General features: G+C 73.0%; 16 protein-coding genes. 10 read left to right on the forward strand and 6 right to left on the reverse strand.

The annotated features are described in order from the left end of the window. The first annotated feature begins 51 nt into the window (after positions 1-51). The 7 genes from ACZ49J_RS14725 to ACZ49J_RS14755 all read left to right on the forward strand — a co-directional run bounded on the left by ACZ49J_RS14725 (position 52) and on the right by ACZ49J_RS14755 (position 9,730). On the forward strand, positions 52-999 hold the full coding sequence (locus ACZ49J_RS14725) for a carbohydrate ABC transporter permease (protein WP_467448102.1): 948 nt from the start codon (positions 52-54) through the stop codon (positions 997-999). Continuing rightward, on the forward strand, positions 996-1,820 hold the full coding sequence (locus tag ACZ49J_RS14730; protein WP_467448104.1) for a carbohydrate ABC transporter permease: 825 nt from the start codon (positions 996-998) through the stop codon (positions 1,818-1,820). Before ACZ49J_RS14725 ends, ACZ49J_RS14730 begins: the two co-directional genes overlap by 4 nt. A gap of 14 nt (positions 1,821-1,834) precedes the next feature. Then, on the forward strand, positions 1,835-2,845 hold the full coding sequence (locus tag ACZ49J_RS14735) for a Gfo/Idh/MocA family protein (RefSeq protein WP_467448105.1): 1,011 nt from the start codon (positions 1,835-1,837) through the stop codon (positions 2,843-2,845). Further along, on the forward strand, positions 2,842-3,882 hold the full coding sequence (locus ACZ49J_RS14740; RefSeq protein WP_467448107.1) for a Gfo/Idh/MocA family protein: 1,041 nt from the start codon (positions 2,842-2,844) through the stop codon (positions 3,880-3,882). Before ACZ49J_RS14735 ends, ACZ49J_RS14740 begins: the two co-directional genes overlap by 4 nt. A gap of 551 nt (positions 3,883-4,433) precedes the next feature. Further along, positions 4,434-5,024, forward strand: a complete 591-nt coding sequence (locus ACZ49J_RS14745) for a hypothetical protein (protein ID WP_467448109.1) — start codon at positions 4,434-4,436, stop codon at positions 5,022-5,024. A 173-nt stretch (positions 5,025-5,197) separates the two neighbouring features. Beyond that, positions 5,198-5,542 (forward strand): peptidase inhibitor family I36 protein, encoded by a 345-nt coding sequence (locus ACZ49J_RS14750; RefSeq protein ID WP_467448111.1) that lies wholly within the window; start codon positions 5,198-5,200, stop codon positions 5,540-5,542. Between the two features lie 207 nt (positions 5,543-5,749). Next, positions 5,750-9,730 (forward strand): nSTAND1 domain-containing NTPase, encoded by a 3,981-nt coding sequence (locus ACZ49J_RS14755; RefSeq protein ID WP_467448113.1) that lies wholly within the window; start codon positions 5,750-5,752, stop codon positions 9,728-9,730. Between the two features lie 13 nt (positions 9,731-9,743). Here ACZ49J_RS14755 and ACZ49J_RS14760 read toward each other — a convergent pair whose 3' ends face one another. From ACZ49J_RS14760 to ACZ49J_RS14785, 6 genes are all read right to left on the reverse strand, one after another. Further along, positions 9,744-10,643 carry an amidohydrolase family protein gene (locus ACZ49J_RS14760; RefSeq protein WP_467448115.1) on the reverse strand — a complete coding sequence of 300 codons (900 nt, stop codon included), beginning with the start codon at positions 10,641-10,643 and terminating at the stop codon, positions 9,744-9,746. Positions 10,644-10,808: 165 nt separating this feature from the next. After that, positions 10,809-11,942 (reverse strand): S1 family peptidase, encoded by a 1,134-nt coding sequence (locus ACZ49J_RS14765; protein ID WP_467448292.1) that lies wholly within the window; start codon positions 11,940-11,942, stop codon positions 10,809-10,811. Between the two features lie 207 nt (positions 11,943-12,149). Next, positions 12,150-12,602, reverse strand: a complete 453-nt coding sequence (locus ACZ49J_RS14770; protein WP_467448116.1) for a YbhB/YbcL family Raf kinase inhibitor-like protein — start codon at positions 12,600-12,602, stop codon at positions 12,150-12,152. Positions 12,603-12,641: 39 nt separating this feature from the next. Further along, positions 12,642-13,595, reverse strand: coding sequence for a PDR/VanB family oxidoreductase (locus tag ACZ49J_RS14775; protein ID WP_467448118.1), 954 nt, complete (start codon positions 13,593-13,595; stop codon positions 12,642-12,644). 45 nt (positions 13,596-13,640) lie between these two features. Next, positions 13,641-14,246, reverse strand: coding sequence for a histidine phosphatase family protein (locus ACZ49J_RS14780; RefSeq protein ID WP_467448121.1), 606 nt, complete (start codon positions 14,244-14,246; stop codon positions 13,641-13,643). A gap of 126 nt (positions 14,247-14,372) precedes the next feature. Beyond that, positions 14,373-15,908 (reverse strand): AMP-binding protein, encoded by a 1,536-nt coding sequence (locus ACZ49J_RS14785; RefSeq protein WP_467448124.1) that lies wholly within the window; start codon positions 15,906-15,908, stop codon positions 14,373-14,375. Between the two features lie 215 nt (positions 15,909-16,123). On the opposite strand from ACZ49J_RS14785, the gene ACZ49J_RS14790 reads away from it, so the two are divergent. The 3 genes from ACZ49J_RS14790 (at position 16,124) to ACZ49J_RS14800 (ending at position 18,976) form a co-directional block, all read left to right on the forward strand. Next, on the forward strand, positions 16,124-17,362 hold the full coding sequence (locus ACZ49J_RS14790; RefSeq protein ID WP_467448127.1) for an acyl-CoA dehydrogenase family protein: 1,239 nt from the start codon (positions 16,124-16,126) through the stop codon (positions 17,360-17,362). A 69-nt stretch (positions 17,363-17,431) separates the two neighbouring features. Continuing rightward, positions 17,432-18,199 (forward strand): SDR family NAD(P)-dependent oxidoreductase, encoded by a 768-nt coding sequence (locus tag ACZ49J_RS14795; RefSeq protein ID WP_467448129.1) that lies wholly within the window; start codon positions 17,432-17,434, stop codon positions 18,197-18,199. A 3-nt stretch (positions 18,200-18,202) separates the two neighbouring features. Continuing rightward, positions 18,203-18,976, forward strand: coding sequence for a ThuA domain-containing protein (locus ACZ49J_RS14800; protein WP_467448131.1), 774 nt, complete (start codon positions 18,203-18,205; stop codon positions 18,974-18,976). Positions 18,977-19,147 lie beyond the last annotated feature (171 nt).

The raw sequence follows: 19,147 nt of genomic DNA on the forward strand, positions 1-19,147 counted from the left end.
GTGCGACGGACCCGCCGCACCCACCCGACCCGCTTGGGACGACATGACGACATGACGACCACGACCACCCGACGGGCCGCACCCCCCGTCCACCAAGGCACCGGCCCACCGGCCGGCTCACGGACCGCCACGCGCAGACGCCGCCGGGCCGTGGCGCTGCTGTACGTCCTGCCCGCGCTGCTGCCGTACACGCTGTTCGCCGTCCTCCCGGCCCTGCACACCGCCTACCTGTCGTTCTTCGACTGGGACGGAGTGACCCTGCCGTCCTTCGTCGGGATCGACAACTACCGCCGGGTCGCGACCGATCCGCAGCTGCGGGCCGCCGCCTGGCACGCGGGGGCGCTCATCCTCTTCTTCTCCGTCCTGCCCATCGGCCTCGGCCTGGTGTCGGCGGCGCTCGTCGCCCGCCGCTCCGGCCGCCGGGGCACCTCCCTGATCCGTACGCTGCTGTTCCTGCCGCAGGTCATCCCGCTGGTCGCGGTCGCCATCATCTGGCGCTGGGTGTACGCCGAGGACGGCACCCTCAACCAGGCGCTGCGAGCGATCGGCCTCGGACACCTGACCGACTCGTGGCTCGGCAGCTTCACCTGGTCGCTGCCTGCCGTGGGACTGATCGGGACCTGGGTGGTGGCCGGGCTGTGCATGGTGCTGTTCCTGTCCGGGACACAGCGCATCGACCAGGAGATCTACGAGGCCGCCCGGATGGACGGCGCCGGACCGGTACGCGAGTTCTGGTCCGTCACCGTCCCGCTGCTGCGGCCGGAGATCGCGGTCGCCCTGTCGATCACCGTGATCGCCGCCCTGTCCAGCTTCGACCTGATCTACATCACCACCGGCGGCGGCCCCGGCAACAGCACCGTCGTGCCCGGCATCCTCATCTACCGGCTGGCCTTCGGCGGCGGTGCCGTGGGCCTGGCCAGCGCACTGGCCGTGGTGCTGACGGCGGTCATCGGGCTGGCCGTCCTCGTCATCAACCGGCTGTCCCGGGAGGCCCCATGACGGCGCGTCAGCGGCGCGATGTGGCGGCACCCGCCGTGCTGGCGGTCTTCGTCGCCGTCGTCCTCGTCCCGTTCCTGTCCCTGCTCCTCGCCTCCCTGCAGCCCGCGGGCACCCCACTGACCGGACTCGCCTGGCCCGACGGCATCCATTTGGAGAACTTCGTCAACGCCTGGTCCGCCGCGGGCTTCGGCCCGCTGCTGCGCTCCAGCGCCGTGATCGCGCTGGCCGTCGTCCCCGCGGCCGTCCTGTGCGCCACCCTCGCCGGATACGCGCTGGCCACCATGGACGTCCCCGGCGGCGGCAAGCTCTACGGCTACGTACTGCTCGGGCTGTCCATCCCCACCGAGGTCACCGTCATCCCGCTCTACTACGACCTGCGCGCCCTCGGCCTCACCAACACCGTGCCCGGGCTGGCCCTCGCCGAGATCGCCGCCTTCATGCCGTTCGGCGTCTTCTGGATGCGGGCCCACTTCGCCACCATGCCCCGCAGTCTCATCGAGGCCGCGCGCCTCGACGGCGCCTCGTCCTGGACGACGCTGTGGCGCGTGCTGATGCCCAGTTCGCGCCCGGCCGTGACCACCCTCGGGGTGCTGTACTTCGTGTGGAGCTGGAACCAGTTCCTGCTCCCGCTGATCCTCATCCAGGACCCGGCGAAGCGCACCGCGCCCGCCGGACTCGGCTTCTTCACCGGCCAGTACAACGTCGACGTGCCCCTGCTGGCCGCGGCCACCCTGATCGTGATCGCCCCCGTCGTCCTCGTCTACCTGTTCTTCCAGCGGCACTTCATCAACGGCGTGCTCAGCGGCGCCCTCAAGGGCTAGGAGACCCCCACCAGATGGCACAACTCGACGTCGCGCTGATCGGAGCGGGCGGCATCGCGCGCACCCACCTGCCCGCCTGGACCGCGCTCGGAGCCCGCGTCCGCGTCTACGCCCCCGACGGCCAGGCCCCCACCCTGGCACGCCAGTTCGGCCAGAGCTCGGCCGGCTCGCGGGAGGCGGCGATCGAGGGGGCGGACGTGGTGGACGTCTGCACCCCCACCGACACCCACCACGAGATCGCCCTGGCCGCCATCGAGTCCGGGGCCCACGTCCTGTGCGAGAAACCACTGGCACTGCGCACCACCGACGCCGAGGAGATGGCCGCCGCCGCGGACGCCGCGGGGGTACGGCTCTACCCGGGCCACGTGGTCCGCTGGTTCCCCGCCTACGCCAGGCTGCACGACCTGGTCACCGGCGGCGGACTCGGCCGCGTCGCGGTGGCCCGCTTCACCCGCACCGGGCGCTACCCCACCTGGAGCGGCTGGTTCGCCGACCCGGCGCGCTCCGGCGGCATCCTGGTCGACCAGATGATCCACGACATGGACATCGCCCGCTGGCTGTTCGGCGAGGTCGTACGCGTCCACGCGCGGCAGGCCGGCCATCTGACCGCCCCGGCGCCGGACGGCGCGGTCGCCACGGGCACCGCGGTCCTCACCCACACCTCAGGTGTCATCACACAGATCGTGGGCGTCTGGGCACCCCCCGCCACCCCGTTCCGCACGACGTTCCACATCGCCGGAACCGGCGGCACCCTGCGGCACGACTCGCTCGCCTCGCCCGGACTGCGGATCGTCGGCACGGCCGGCACCGGGCCCGCCGATGGCATACCGGCCGGTGACTTCGGCGAGTCACCCTACGTCACCCAGATACGGGAACTCGCCGGCGCTTTCGCGGGAGGGGCCGAGCCCCGGGTGAGCGCTGCCGACGGTGTGGCCGCCGTCCGGATCGCCGAAGCCGCCGCCGAATCGACCCGCACCGGACGGGCCGTCGAGCTCGTCCCGTCGCTGGAGGGAACGTCCGCATGAGGATCGCCGTCCTGTCCTTCGCCCACGTCCACGCCCCGACCTACATGAAGCTGCTGCGCGACCGCGACGACGTGGAGCTGCTCACCGCCGACCCCGGCGCCCCGCCGGACGACCCGGACCGGGGAGCGGCACTGGCCGGGCGGCTCGGCGTGCCGTACAGCGCCGACTGGGACGAGGTGTTCGCGCGGCGCCCCGACGCGGTCGTCGTGACCAGCGAGAACTCCCGGCACCGTCACCTGGTCGAGCGGGCAGCGTCCGTCGGCGCGCACGTCCTGTGCGAGAAACCCCTCGCGACGACGGAGGCGGACGCCCGGGCGATGATCGACGCCTGCGCCCGCGCCGGGGTCGCCCTGATGACCGCCTACCCCGTCCGCTTCGGCGCGGCGTTCCACGCGCTGCACCGCGCCGTCGAGGATGGCTCGCTCGGCTCGCTGGTCAGCGTCCACGGCTCCAACAACGGCTGGAACCCGAGCGGTGCACGATCGTGGTTCGGTGACCGGGAACTGGCGGGCGGCGGCGCGGTGATGGACCACACCGTGCACATCGCCGACCTGATGGACGTGCTGCTGGACGGGGAGCAGGCGGTGGAGGTCTACGCCCAGGCCAATGACCTCCTGGGCAGCGGTCACCCCTCCGGGAGCACGGAAGGCGGGGTGGAGACGGCGGGGCTGGTCACCGTCCGGTACCCGGGCGGCGTCGTCGCGGCCATCGACTGCAGCTGGAGCCACCCGAAGGACCACCCCACCTGGGGCGGCCTGGCCCTGACCTGCGTCGCCGAGCGGGGCATCGTCGAGTTCGACGCCTTCCCCCGGCTGCTCGGCGGCTTCGACTCCACCACCGCCCGCTCCCGCTGGGAACCCGGCGGGGACGACCTCGACGCCGCCATGCTGGAGGAGTTCCTCGACGCCGTACGCACCGGTCACCGCCCCCGGCCGGACGGCGAGGCGGGACTGCGGAGCCTGCGGATCGTCCTGGCGGCCTACGAGTCACTGAGGACCGGGCAGCCCGTGCCGCTCCCCGAGCCGGTGGGGAAGTGACCGCCCGCGGCGCGGGTCCGGCCGGAGAGGACCGCGTGACGTCACCGTAGGAGACAGCGGGCACCCCGTCCTGGGCCGGGAGCCCGACGTACCGGTGCCGCTCCGCGCCTTCCCGCGTGCGGAGTTCCGGCGAGGACCTGCTGCGCCCGGCGAAGAACGAGGCGCGCACGAAAGAGCCCTCCCCCGGCCCTCCTGTGACCGAGCGTCAACGGGGGGTACCCCCCCTGCCCGAACGCTTCCAGGGCCGCGTCCGGGCACGCGGTGTTCCCCGCAACCCAACAGGCGTTGAGCAGCTGCTCGGTGGCGGCGGCGACGGCCGGGACGATGGAGCGCGTCAGCGGGGCAGCCGCGGCGACGCGAGTCAACGAAATGCCCACGTCACGACCTGTTTCCCGTTTCCCGTCGCTTTGGGAAACGGGAAACCCATTCAACCCCGTTGGTCCCGCTCCGAAACTCCAAGCACCGGGGTAGAGCGAGCCGGCTCGCCCCCGGCGGCGTGAGCGCACCGACTCCCGCTCCCGCCGGTCACCTGCACGAGGTTCGGAGAAACCATGACCGTGAAGACGACTCGAGCCCTGTCCCTCTGGGCGCTGGCCACTGTGCTGTGCGGCGGATCCGTCGCGCTGACCGCCGCAACCGCTCCGGCGGCCCAGCCTGCCTCCGCGACCACCGTCCGGGTGATCGGCGAGGCCCGTGCCGCCCAGGCCGCACCCGGCGTCACCCGTGCTCAGGTGCTGGAGCGCGCCAAGACCTGGCTCACCGCCAACAACGGCAGGCCGGTGCCCTACAGCCAGTCCAAGTACTGGAAGAACGAGTACCGCCAGGACTGCTCCGGTTACGCCTCCATGGCCCTCAGTCTGGGCGCGCCCGGCCCCAACACCGTCAAGCTCAAGAACGACGGCTGGACCCGGCGGATCGCCATGAACGAGCTCGCTCCCGGCGACCTGGTCATCAAGGCCAACAGCGATGACCCGAACAACCGGCACGTCGTCATCTTCGACGGCTGGGCCGATGCAGCGCACACCGTCTACAAGTCCTACGAGCAGGCCGGCGGCGTCGGCACGCGCTGGAAGCAGCACTCCTACGGCGTCAACGGCAGGGACGGCTACCACGCCTACCGGCCCGTCAACATCGTCGACTGACTCCGCACGGACTCCCGCCGGAAAGCCGCGCCGGGCTCCCGCCCACGCCCTGGACACCTCGCCGCGTCGGCGCGATCCATGCCGGACGTCACCGGCCGGCCTTCCCGAGAAGCAGCCACCAACCCGAAGCGAACACGACACCGCGGCAACCACCGCACACGAAGGGACACATCATGAGGAAGCCCCACGCCCTGCTCATCGCCGGAGCCCTGGCCATGGCCTGCCTGACCTCCACCGCGACCCCCGCCGCAGCCGCTCCCTCCTGCGAGGCCAACGCCATCTGCCTGTGGACCGGGAGGAACGGCGGTGGTGACCTGTACATCTGGCGGGGCGGCTACGTCGATGTACCGCCTGCCTTCCACGACCACACGTACTCCTTCCGGGCCAACCGCTCCGGCTGCTTCATCAACTACAACAACGGCACCAAGGAGAGCCGCCCGGTGCAGGCCGGTGACTACGCCGACAACTACGACCGGGGCTTCGGCGCCAAGCTCGACGCGATCGCGGACCACTGCTGAACGGCGGCGCGTGACCGGGCTCCCCGGCCGCTCAGGAACCCACGGTTCCGGAGCGGCCGGGGGCCCTTTCTCCAGCGGTCACCCGAAAGCGGTGCCGGCCGTACCCGAAAAGGTCAACATCCCACGGCCCGGCCCGCCCCGGGTCCGCCCGTGCCCTAGCGTCCGGCGTCGACACGACCGACGCATCAGGGACGGGCAGGTATCGCCATGAGAGGGACGGATGACCCACTGCGCCGTGCAACAGGCGGGACCGAGGACGTCCGGGACACGCCGGAGGACGCCGCACGGCCGACGGTCCCGCAACCCCCTGCCGTCCCCGGCACGGACACCCAGGAGCTCCCCGAAGCCGCCCCGCCCTCCTTCGGGTCCGAACTGCGAAGGCTGCGCACCCAGGCCGGAGTCTCGCTCGCGGCGCTGTCCGGACGGGTGCACTACAGCAAGGGGTACCTCAGCAAGATCGAGACCGGTGAGAAGCCCGCGAACGCCGACCTCGCCCGTTGCTGTGACGAGGCTCTGGGCGCGGGCGGTGAGCTGATGCGTCTCGTTCCCCGCCCGGTCCGGAACAAGCGCGCGAAGGCCGGACCGCAGACTCCGCCGGCGCCGGCGCAGGACGTCTGCCCGTACCGTGGCCTGGCCGCGTTCGGTCCCGGTGACGCCCAGTGGTTCTTCGGCCGGGACAAGGACACCGCGGCCCTGACGCGACGTCTGGGCGAGCACCTCGCGGACGGCGGTCCGCTGGCCGTCGTCGCGCCGTCCGGAGCGGGCAAGTCGTCGCTGTTGGGAGCCGGGCTCGTGCCGGCGCTCCGGGCCGGGGCCCTGCCGGGATCGCGGCACTGGCCGGTGGCCGTGTGCACCCCCACCTCCCAGCCCCTGCACGAACTGACCCGGCGGATCGGCGCCGCGCTGGGTGGCAGCGTGCCGGTCCCGGACCGGGAAGACGACGGCACGCCGACGGCCCGTGCGGTCGGCTCCGCCCTCGACGCCCGCGCCCCCGGGCGTGCCCCGGCCGACCATCGGCTGGTCCTGGTCGTCGACCAGTTCGAGGAGATCTTCACCCTCTGCTCCGACGAGGCCGAACGCACCGCGTACGTACGGCTCCTGCGCGCCCTCGCGGACCCGCTCCCGGGCGCGGACGGCGAGCTGTCGGCGCCCCGCGCCTTGGTGGTCCTCGGCGTCCGCGGCGACTTCTACGGACGCTGTCTGACGTACCCGCAGCTCGTGCCGGCCCTCTCCGACGGCCTGTTCGTCCTCCCGGCCATGGGCGCCCAGCAGCTTCGCGAGGCCATCACCGGACCTGCCCGCCTCGCCGGGCTCACCCTGGAGCCCGGTCTCGCCGAACTCGCCCTGCGCGACCTGGGCGTCGGCTCCGACGGAGCGGCGGACGGCCCGGCCCGCGCCGCCCTGGGCGTGCTGCCGCTGCTCTCCCACGCCCTGCTGGCGACCTGGCAGCAGCGCCGGGACGCCACCATGACGGTGGCCGCCTGGGAACTCACAGGCGGCCTGCACGGTGCGGTGACCACGACGGCGGAGCGGGTCTGGTCCGGCCTGGACGAGGCGGGCCGTCCCCTCGCGCGCCGGCTGCTGCTGCGTCTGGTCCGCGTCGACGAGGACGCGGGGGAGACCCGCCGCCGGTGCCGCCGTGACCAGTTGACGGCAGGCTTCGCCGATCCCGACAGGGCTTGTGCCGTGGTCGATGTCTTCGTCCGGGCCAGGCTGCTCACGGCCGACGCCGACACCATCGAGATCAGCCACGAGGCGCTGCTGCGTGCCTGGCCCAGGCTGCGCGGCTGGATCGCCGCGGACCGGGCGGGTCTCCTGGTTCACCAGCAGCTCACCGAGGCCGCACGGGCCTGGCAGCGCGAGGGCCGCGACCCGGCCGCCCTCTATCGCGGTACCCGCCTGGCCGTGCTGCGCGAGTGGGCCGCCGACGAGGACCACCGCGCGGGACTCGACGCGCTGGAAGCGGAGTTCCTCGCCGCCGGGGAGCGGCAGCAGGAGCGCGAGGCCGCCGCCGACCAGCGGCAGGCGCGCAGGCGCCGTCAACTGCTCGTCGCCCTGACCGGAGCGCTCGCAGCCGCGCTCGTCGTCGGACTCCTGGCCGTGCAGCAGTGGCGCACCACCGCACAGGAGCGGCGTGTCGCCCTGGCACACGCACTCGCGGCCCAGTCGGCACGGCTCGCCACCGGACAGCCGGAGGAGTCCCTGCGGCTCGCCCGCGAGGCGTACCGGATCAGTCCCGACGCGCAGACCCGAGGTGCGCTGCTCAGTACCCAGACGCAGGCCTTCGCCGGGCGGATCACCGTGGGAAGGGCGCCGGTGAACACGGTCGCCCACAGCCCGGACGGCCATACCCTGGCCACCGGCGGGAACGACGGCGCCGTGCGACTGTGGGACGCCCGCACACGGCGTGCGCTGGCGACGATCAAGGCCTCCGCGAAGCCCGTGTCGACCGTGGTGTTCAGCCGCGACGGACACGCCCTGGCGGCCGGCAGCAGGGACGGCACCGCCCGCGTGTGGGACGTCCGCGATCCGCACAGCCCGCCCACGCGGCCGACGGCTGTCCTGACCGGTCTGGGCCGCAACCGGGTGGCCGTGGCGTTCGCCCCCGACGGACGGACCCTGGCAGCGGGTGGCGCCTCGGCCCGCGGCGGCCGGGGTGAGGTCCGCCTGTGGGCGCCGGCGGGCAGCAGGCCCGGCCGCGCCAGGACACTGGAGGCCGACGCTCCGGTCAAGGCCGTGGCCTTCTCCCCGGACGGCCGCACGCTGGCGGCGGGTGGTACCGGCGGCTCCCTGCGCCTGTGGGACACACGGACCCGGCAGCCCCTCCGCGACCTGCGGGCCGCCGGACAGATCATCGCGGTCGCCTTCAGCACGGACGGCCGCACCCTGGCCACCGGCGGCGACGACCGGACCGTCACCCTGTGGGACCCGGCCGACGGCACCCCGACCGGCGCTCTGACCGGCCCCGGCGACGACATCAACGCGCTCGCGTTCCACCCGCGGCGTGACACGCTCGCCGCCGCGTGCGGAGACGGGACGGTCAGGCTGTGGGACACCGGCAGCCGCTCTCTCCTCGCCATCCACCATGGGCACAGCGACTACGTCCTGGGTGTGGCGTTCGGCCCGGACGGCCGCACGCTCGCCACCGCCGGCTTCGACCACACCCTGGCGTTGTGGAACCTGGCCGGTTCCTCCCTGGCAACCGGAGCCGATGTGCCCGTGTCCGCGGTGGCCTTCGCGCCCGAGGGCCGCACGCTCGCCACCGCCGGCGACCACGGGACACTCGCCCTGTGGCCCTACACCGAACCGGCCGCCGCCGGCACCTTCCTCAAAGGGCACCACGGCCGCCTGCGCGACGTCGCCTTCAGCCGGGACGGGCGGCTGCTGGCCACGGCGAGCGACGACGGCACGGTGCGGCTGTGGGACATCCACCGCAAGAAGCTGACCACCTTCCGCGGTCACCGCGGCACCGTGTTCGCCGTCGCCTTCGCACCGGACAATCGAACGCTGGCGACCGCCGGGGACGATCACACCGCCCGCCTGTGGTCGGTCAGCACGGGCAGGCAGACCGCCGAACTCACCGGCCACACGGACTACGTCAACGGCGTCGCTTTCAGCCGCGACGGCCGGACGCTGGCGACCGCGTCCGACGACCGCACCGTCCGGCTGTGGTCCGTGACGGCCAGGCGGCAGATCGGCCGGCCCCTGCGCGGCCACACGGGTGCGGTGTGGGGCGTGGCGTTCAGCCCCGACGGCACCACCCTGGCCACCGCCGGCAACGACCGTACCGCCCGCCTGTGGGACACGGCCGGCCGCAGCCAGATCGGCGCGGCCATGACCGCCCACACCGGACCGGTGCGGAGTCTCGCTTTCAGCCCTGACGGCCAGACCCTGGCCACCGGCGGCTTCGACCGCACCGTCCGCCTCTGGTCCGCCCGTTCGCGCCGGCTGACCGCCACCCTCACCGGCCACGACGACGCGGTGCAGTCCGTGGCCTACAGCCCCGACGGCACCACCCTGGCCTCCGTCGGGTCCGACGGCACGGTCCGACTCTGGGACCCCGACACCACGCACGTCATCACCCGCATGTGCCGGATCCTGGACGGACTGGACCCGGCCCGCCTCGCCCCCGGCGTCACCTCGGGCACGGTGTGCGAGGGCCGTGGCCATGGGCGCGGCCCGCGTTGAGGACGCGCCCGGTTCAGGCCTCTCCCGTGAGGAGCCGCCGCGGATTGGCTATGCGGAACGCGTACGCCGCGGCTCCGCCCAGGCCGAAGCCGGGGTGCCGCGGCGGCTCGGCGTACGGCCGGTCCGAGCCCTGGACGACGGCGTCGACACCCAGCGCGCGGACGATCGCCTCGACGGCGCGAGGACCGTACGAGGACGTCTCGACGAACACGTCCGGGTCGGCCCCGGCCCCGCCGTCACCCCGGGCGGCGAAGCGCTCACCGTGCAGCGGGGCGAGCCCGGCCAGCAGCGCGAAGCACACCCTGAGGCGTGGATGGCGCGGCCGGCCGAAGGCCCGGAAGGCGAACCAGGCGGCGTGCATCTGCTGGACGTAGGGAACCATCGCGGGCCACCACCCGGGACCCCGCGGCTCGCCGGCGGCGGGGCCCGGGTGGACGAACAGGGGGAGGCCGCGCTCCTCGAGGAGGCCGAGCAACGGGGCACAGCGCGCGTACCCGGCCGCGTCGGCCAGGGCGTTCGCCGGGAGCTGGAGGCCGACGAAGCCCCGGTCGAGGACCTTCGCCGTCGCGTCCGCGTCGACGTCCCGTACACAGGCGGCGGCCCAGGCGCCGAACGGCTCGGGCAGGTCCACAACGCCGTCGTGGTAGGCGTCGAGCAGGGGCCGCGCCTCGGCCGCGGGCAGCCACTCCACGCCGATCGGGGAGGACAGCGAGACGAGCGCGCGGTCGAGGCCGTCGGCGGCGGCGAGTCCCGCGCGCCGGGCGACGTCGTGGTCGGCGGGAGGGATCTCATAGGGCGGCTCACCGGCCAGGAACAGGGTCCAGCCGTCCAGGAACGGCGGTTCGCGGCGGGACCGCAGGGCCGCCACCAGCGACGGGCTCCACAGATGCTGATGCACGTCCACGTTGGTCATGACGCTCCTCCCGGCACGGCGCGCGGTGTGCGCCGGACGCCGTCGCACTCCAGGATCTCGCGCCACACCACCGCGTCCACCCGCGGGCCGGGGCGGGGTGTGCCGAATGAGCGGGCTCCGTCCGCCGGTCGGTGACGGAGCCCGCTCATTCGTGGTGGTGGAGGGTCAGGCGGTGTGCAGCCTCAGCCCGTAGCGATTGAGGATCTCGTTGACGGGCTGGTACCAGGTCTCGCCGCCGGAGCCGCAGTTCCCCCAGCCGCCGGAGGTGACACCCTGTGCCTGGTCACCGCTGATGAAGGAGCCGCCGGAGTCACCGCCCTCGGCGCAGACGCTCGTCTTCGTCATCTGGTGGACGGCCCCCACGCTGTAGTTGACCGTCTCGTTCTTCGCCAGGACGGTGCCGCAGCGCCATTTGGTCGTGGAACCCGAGCGGCAGATGGAAGCACCGACGGGGGCTTCGGCCGAGCCACGCACGAGCTGGTCGGGAATCGTGCCCCAGCCCAGGACCACCGGTACCGTCCACCAGCCGCTGCCGACGTTCACCCAGGCGTAGTCGTCGCCGGGGAACGACGATCCCTGGAAGTTGCCGATGTACGAGCGGTCCCAGCCGTACACCGCGGCACCGGTCCCACCGCAGTGCCCGGCGGTGACGAAGCCGCCGTGCACCGAGAAGCCGATGGAACAGCGGAAGTTGCCGGTGTAGTAGGGGTCGCCGCCCACGGTACCGGCGGCGAAGGTCCGCGGTGCCTCGGCGGTCTGCCTCACCGTCACGGGGCCCGTTTGGCGGGCGCGCGCCAGGAAACCTCGGACATCGTTGTCACCCTGTCGCGCCGCGACGACGTTCACGACGACCTTGTTGGCCCTGGGGTCGACGTACCAGCTGCTGACGCCGGCGGGCGCGGACAGTGCGTCGATGCGCGCCTTCGCCGCGTCGAGCCGCGCCGCGCTGTGTTTCACGAGGCGGACGTTCGAGCCGGTCGCGCGTATCGCCTCGGTGTTCGCGCCCGGGGTGACGGCGATGGTCAGTTTCCCGCTCCCGGCGTCGAACCAGGAGCCGCCGTACGACGATCCCGCCGCGTGCTTCGCCTTCCGCTCCACGGCCGTCGCCGACTTCTCCGCGGCCAGCCGTGCCTCGGCCCGACTCCTGGTCAGGCCCAGATCGCGCTGCATGGCGGAGACGAGTTCGGGGGAGGCGGGTGCCGTTGCCGGGCGTGCGGGGGATTGCGCGGCGGAGGCGGGCAGCGCGCTCGCGGTGGCCCAGGCGCCGAGGAGGAGGAGTGCGGACAGTCCGGTGCGCATGGCTGTCGTGCGTCTCAAGGGAGTGGCCCTTCGTTGTTCCAGCAGTGTGGGGGTGGAACAGCAGAACTCTGAGAGCGCTCTCGCAGCGTGCGCGGCAGAGCTTAGCCATGACTCCCTTGAAGGTCCATACCAATTGCGGGGCCGTTTATTGAGGTGTGGCCGGCACACATGCGCATGACCGCACACGTGTGCCGGGGTCGGTGGGCTTCAGCGCTGGTACAGCCCCACGAGGGTGCCACTCGCGACCTGTCGCTCCTCGACGACCCGGTGCACCTGCTCGGCGCTGGGCGCGTCGGGCAGCACGCACGGCTCCGAGAGGGCGTACAGCCGGAAGAAGTAGCGGTGCGCCTCGTCTCCCGGCGGAGGATGCGGCCCGCCCCAGCCCTGTTCTCCGAAGCTGTTGACGAGCTCGGTGCCGCCGGCCGGGACCTGCCCCGCGTCCACGCCTTCGGCGTGGGGATCGATGCCCACCACGATCCAGTGCGCGAACGTGCCCGACGGCGCGTCGGGGTCCTCGCACATCAGCACCAGCTCGGCCGCGTCGTCCGGCGCCCCGCTCCACGTCAGCGGAGGGGACACGTTCTCGCCCTCGTACGCGTACCGCCGCGTGAGAAAGGCGTGATCATTGAATGCGCTGCTCTTGAGGTCGATGTCGGTCATGTGGCCCGGGGTACCCGCGTCGGCGCGGACGTACCGCTGTCACAGGTCCAGGACCAGCCGGGGCCCGAGGGAGCGGGAGACGCAGATGAGCATGGTGTCGCCGGTGGCGCGCTCCTCGTCGGTCAGCAGGGAGTCGCGGTGGTCGGGCGTGCCGTCGAGCACGTCGGTCTCGCAGGTGCCGCACGTCCCTTCCCGGCAGGAGAAGTCCACGGCGACGCCCGCCTCCTCCACGACCTCGAGGACCGAACGGTCCGGCGGCACGGTGAGGGTGAGTCCGGCGCGGGCCAGCTCCAGCTCGAAGGCCTCGGTGGGCCCCGCGCCGGCTTCCGGCACCGGGGCGAACCGCTCGATGCCCAGCGTTCCGGGCGGCCAGTGCGCGCAGTGCTCCTGCACCGCCCGCAGCAGGGGCTCGGGACCGCAGGCGTGCACCAGGGTGTCCTCCTGGGGCTCGCCGAGGCAGGCGGCGAGGTCCAGCAGACCGTACTCGTCCTGCGGGCGGACGAGTACGCGGTCCCCGTACGGCGCGAGGCGGTCCAGGAACGCCATCGAGGTACGGGAGCGGCCGCCGTACAGCAGCCGCCAGTCGGCCCCCGCGGCCTCGGCGGCCTCCACCATGGGCAGGACGGGTGTGATGCCGATGCCGCCGGCGATGAACAGATGGCGTGCGGCGGGGCGCAGCGGGAAGGTGTTCCGCGGCCCCCGGACCCGCACGGTGGCGCCTTCCACGAGGTGGTCGTGGACATGCGCCGAACCTCCGCGCCCCGCCTGCTCGCGCAGCACGGCGATGTGCCAGGTCCCGCGGTCGGCGGGGCGCCCGCACAGCGAGTACTGACGGATCAGCCCGTCGTCCAGGAGCAGGTCGACATGGGCGCCCGGCGTCCAGGAGGGGAGCGTTCCGCCGTCGGCGCGGCGCAGGGCGAGAGCGACGACACCGTCCGCGGCGGCGGCACGGGTCGCCACGACGAGCGGTTCGTCCAAGGGCAGGTCGGGCATGGCCGGGTGGACCTCCTGGTGGTGGGGGGGAGAGAGCGGGGCGGGTCAGGCCAGGGCGTCGGCGGCACGCTCGGTGATCAAGTGTGCCGTCTCGTTCACCGAGTGCAGGACGATCCGGCCGCCCGGCAGTCGCCGTATCCGGCTGACCGAGGTGTAGCCGGGGTGGAACCAGAACATCCGGGGCATGCCCAGCACCGTCGCCAGGTAGGTGTTGGTGATTCCGCCGTGGCACACGGCCGCGATCCGTCCGCCGGGATGGGTGTCGAGGATGGTGTCCATGGCCCGTGCGGCACGCGCGCGGAAGGCGTCCCAGTCCAGGTCGGGCACGAAGTCCTCGTACCTCCCCTCGGCGAGCGCCGCCGCCCGGGGGTCGTCGGCGCCGATCTGCTCGGGTGGCGTGTAGGGATGCGAGACATCGGTGTCCCACTCGCGCAGGTCGTCCAGCACGGTGGCGGTCTTGCCGGTCAGGCGCTCCAGGGGCGCGACCGTCTCGCGTGCCCGCCGGAACGGGCTGGTGTACAGGGCGTCGACGTCCTCGTGCACGAGCCAGGCGGCGAGCCGTTCGGCCTGGGCGTTGCCCTCCGGCGACAGCCCCGGGTCGAACACGCCCGCGAGCGGAAGGCCGTGCCGGATGAGGAGGACTTCGGTCATGGTGATCCTTCGTACGGAGGGTGCGGAGGGTGAGAGGGCCCGCGGAGCGTGCCTTGAGGGCAGAGGGTGCGGAAGGTGCCTAGTGGTGCGGTGGGCGGTGGAGAGGCGCGGTGGGTGGTGGCCGGATCAGCCGGCGATGGTCCGCTCGGAGCGCCAGTAGGGGCGGCGCATCGCGCGCTTGTCGAGCTTGCCCATCGCGTTGCGCAGGAGCTCGGGAACGAACTCGTACGACTTGGGGCATTTGTAGGCCGCCAGCCGGTCGCGGCAGAACCGGTCCAGCTCCTCGGCCGTCGGGGCGTCCGCGGCGGCCACGACCAGGGCCCGCAGTGACTCGCCGAAGTCCGGGTCGGGCACGCCGATGACCGCGACCTCCGCGACCGCGGGGTGCAGGCGCAGCGCCGCCTCGCTCTCGGCCGGGTACAGGTTGACGCCGCCGGACACCACGACGTCCGCGGCCCGGTCGGTGATGAAGATGTAGCCGCTCGCGTCGACGTAGCCGATGTCGCCGAGGGTGAAGACACCCGGGGACAGATAGGCGTCCCTCGTCTTGTCGGGGTCCGCGTGGTAGCGCACGCCTCTGTCCTCGGGTGCGCGGAACGCCAGCAGGCCGCGTTCGCCGGGCGGCAGCGGACGCCCGTCGTCGTCGGTGACCAGGACCTCCAGCGGGGGCTCGACCCGTCCGACCGAGCCCGGGTGCTCCAGCCACTCGGTGCTGCTGATGCGGGCCACTGTGCCCGCCTCGCTGGCACCGTACGACTCGGTCAGGACCGGCCCGAACCACTCGATCATGGCCCGCTTCACCTCCGCCGGACACGCGGACCCCGTGTGGGAGACCTGGCGGAGGCTGGAGACGTCGTACCGGGCGCGCAGGTCCTCCGGCAGCGCCAGCAGCCGCTGGAAGTGGGTGGGGACCATCACCGCGGAGGTGACCCGCCACTTCTCCACACGGCTCAGGAACGCCTCCGCGTCGTACCTGCCGAGCACGACCACCGGATGACCGGCCACCAGGTGACGAAGGGACGTCAGCGGCGCGTTGTGCTGCAGCGGTCCGCAGACCAGGTGTGGGCCGGGCGGGAACCCCGGCCGGGCAGCCAGCGCGGCGAGATAGGCCGAACTGTCGCTCACCGGACCGCTCACCCAGCGCACCTCGGTGCCGCGCGCCCGGCCCGTCGTGCCCGAGGTGTAGACGAGGGGCGGCCTGGCGGGTCTGCCCGCGGGGACGCTCCGCTCGGCGGGCGCGGCCGCCAGCCACAGATCCCAGTCGAAGGCGTGCCCCGTCGCCGGGGTGCCGTGCATCACGATCGGCAGCCCCAGTTCGCGGGCCGCGTCCAGGGCGGCGCCCGCGCCGGCGGGTCCGGTGACGATCGCGGTCGCGCCCGCGTCGGTGATCTGGTCGACGAGTTCGCCCGCCGTCAGGTGGCGGGACGTGGCCACGGTTCCCACTCCGGCGCTGAGCCCTGCCAGATGGGCGACCAGTGTGGGGATGGCGTTGTCGCCGAGTACGGCGACCCGGTCGTGGGGACCCGGCGCGAGCTCCAGCAGCCGCGCGGCGGCCCGAGCCACCTGGTCGGCCAGTTCCGACCAGGACAGCACGTCCCAGTCGTCCACCAGGGCGGGCTCGTCGGGTATCTCCCGGGCGCGACGGTCGAGTGGCAGCGTCATGGCTCCTCCGGCGGCTCCTCGATCCTCTCCCGGCTGACGGGAGAGTCGATGCCGAGACTGTAGCGTTTATCAAGAAAGTAGGGAACACTCGGATGCGATACGGCGGCACTGCGGCGCGATTGCCAGGTAAGGATCGCCATACGGTGCACTCGGCCCCGTCCCGCCGTTACTCAAGCTGTCATCTGGTAAGTGTCGTCGTGAGCTGAGGAGGACCCATGTCCCAGCCGGATATGGACACCTGGCGCACCGGGGTCCGGGAGTGGCTGGCCACCGTGCTGGAACCGGGCCAGGAGTCCGAGCCTGCCGGCGGCACGGAGGACCTCGCGGTGTTCCACAACCTCACGGAGGACGAGGAGCGCCTGCTGCTGGAGCGCTGCCGCGCCTACCAGCGCGCCCGGTTCGACGCCGGATACCAGGGCCTGACGCTCCCCCGGGACAAGGGAGGCCAGGGACTGAGCGCCGCCCACGTGGCCGCCTTCGCCGACGAGGAGTCGGCGTTCCGGGTGCCGCCGTCGACCGAGCTGATCAGCGTGACGGTGCGTCTGGTCGCGATGGCCGTCTCCCTGTTCGGCACGGCCGAGCAGCGCGCGCACCACGCACGCGCGTTCCTGCGCACGGACCTGCTGGCCTGCCAGCTCTTCAGCGAACCAGGAGCCGGGTCCGACCTCGCCGCCCTGCGCACCCGGGCGCGGCCGGACGGCGAGGACTGGGTGATCGACGGCCAGAAGGTGTGGACCTCCGGAGCCCAGTTCGCCGACTACGGTCTGCTGCTCGCCCGCACCGATCCGGACGTCGTCAAACAGGCCGGCATCACCGCCTTCCTGGTGCCGATGGACACTCCCGGCGTCGAGGTGCGTCCCATCCGCCAGATGAGCGGCGGCGCGTCCTTCAACGAGGTCTTCCTCAGCGAGGTACGCGTCCCCGACCGGCTCCGGATCGGGCGTCCCGGCCAGGGCTGGGAGGTCGCCACCACCACCCTCGCCTTCGAACGGACCGCCTCCGGCAGCGGCAACCGGCGCAAGGGCGGCACCTTCGCCGACGTCCTCGCCCTCGCCCGATCCCTCGGCCGCACGGGGGACCCGCTGGTCCGCCAGAACCTCGCCGACCTGTACGTGCGCACCGTGCTGCGCGCGGCCACCGTGGACCGGGTCGCCCGGACGAGCGCGGCCGGAGGCAGGCCGGGCCCCGAGGCGTCGCTGACCAAACTCATGGCCTCCGACCTGCTCACCCGTACAGGGCAGGTCGCCGCCGAGCTGATGGGCGCCCGGATCACCGCCGACACGGGGGAGCCGGGCACGTTCGCGTGGACCCAGCACCTGCTCGGCGCCCCCGGCTACCGGCTCGCCGGAGGCACCGACCAGATCCAGCGCAACCTCATCGGCGAGCGCGTCCTGGGGCTGCCGGCGGAGCCGCGGGTGGACCGGGTGCCGTTCTCGGAACTCCCCGGCGACTGACGGACAGGGCCCTTCCCGCCCTCCCTTTTCCGGCCCCCTCATTGCGAGCCTCACAAAGGAGTGACATCGATGGATCTGGGACTGACAGGCGCCAAGGCGCTGGTGACCGGTGCGAGCCGGGGCATCGGCCGGGCGATCGCCGGAACCCTGGCGGCCGAGGGCTGCGCGCTGGCGCTGTGCGCCCGGGGCGAGGAGGCGCTCGCCAAGGCCGCCGCCGAGCTGCGCGGCGAAGGGGCGACGGTGTTCGCCGAGCCGGTCGACGTCACCGACCCGGCGGCGCTGGCGGGCTTCGTGGAGCGGGCGGCCGGCGAACTGGGCGGCCTGGACCTGCTGGTGTCCAACGTGTCGGCGGGCAACGTCAAGGGCCCGGGATCCTGGGAGGCCAGCCTGCGCGGTGACCTGATCCCGTTCGCGGGACTCGTCGAGGCGGCCCTGCCGCACCTGGAAGCCTCCGAGCGGGCCGCCGTGGTCGCCATAGGCACCACCAACGCGTCCGACACCGCCCGCCCCGCCGGAGCCAACTCCTACTCCGCCCTGAAGGCCGCAGTCGTCCAGCACGCCTCCGCCCTCGCGCACTCCCTCGCGCCGAAGGGCATCCGCGTCAACACCGTCTCGCCCGGCCCGATCGACTTCCCCGGCGGCGCCTGGGAGACCATCCGCACCAGCCGCCCGGAGGTGTACGAGGAGGTCCTCGCCATGCTGCCGATCGGACGGTACGGCACGGCGGAGGACGTGGCGGCGGCGGTGGCGTTCCTGCTCGGGCCCAGGACCGGCTCCTTCTGCGTCGGTGTCAACCTCGTGGTGGACGGCGGGCTGCTGACCCGCGTCCAGTACTGAGCCGTGGCGGGCCCGGCCGGCCGTCTGGACGCCGTACTGGTCTGCGGCGGCAGGTGGCACGACTTCGACTACGCGCGGCTGCGGTTGCTGGACCTGCTCGGTGAGCACGGGCGGGTGCGGACGACTGTCCACCAGGACTACGACTGCGTGCCCGAACTGGAAGGGGCCGACCTGCTCGTCACCTACACCTGCGATGTACGGCCCCGGCCGGAGGAGCGCAAGGCGCTGGCACGGTTCGTGGAGCGGGGCGGGCGCTGGCTCGCCCTGCACGGCACGAACTCCGTGATCGAGGCGCCGGCTCCCGGTGGGCCGCGGGTGTTCACCACGCCGCGGCTCCTCGGGGAACTGGCGGAGGTGCTCGGCAGCCAGTTCCTGGCTCATCCGCCGATCGAGCCCTATGAGGTGCGGGTGACGCGGCCCGGGCATCCGCTGGTCGCCGGGATCGAACCGTTCACGGTCACCGACGAGCTGTACGTGTGTGAGCTGCACGGCGAGCTGGACATGCTGCTGCACGCCGGGTACACGGGACAGTGCCGTGGCTTCGCCGAGGGCGACGCCGCCCTCGACGATGTGCCCCGGCCTGTGCTGTACCTGAAGCGGTACGGGGGTGGTGAGGTCTGCTACTTCACTCTTGGTCACTGCCGGGGCCGGTACGACATGCAGGACCTCGGTGTCGAGGACACGGGGCGTGTGGACCGGGGGCCTTGGCAGACGCCGGAGTTCCTGACGGTGCTGCGGCGGTGTGTGGGGTGGGCGGTGGGTGAGTCCTCCGGCTGACCACCGGGTTCTCCACCGGGGGCCGGCCGGAGGACCCCCGCTCCTCAAACGCCGGAGGGGCTGGTTGCGGGGCGAGGCCCCCCCCAGGGGTGGGCCGCAAACCAACACAACCAAACCAACCCCACCCACCCATCCCCGGGCCTTGGGGGGGGGACCCAAGGAGGGGGAAGG

Source organism: Streptomyces sp. NPDC030840 (genome assembly GCF_055572015.1).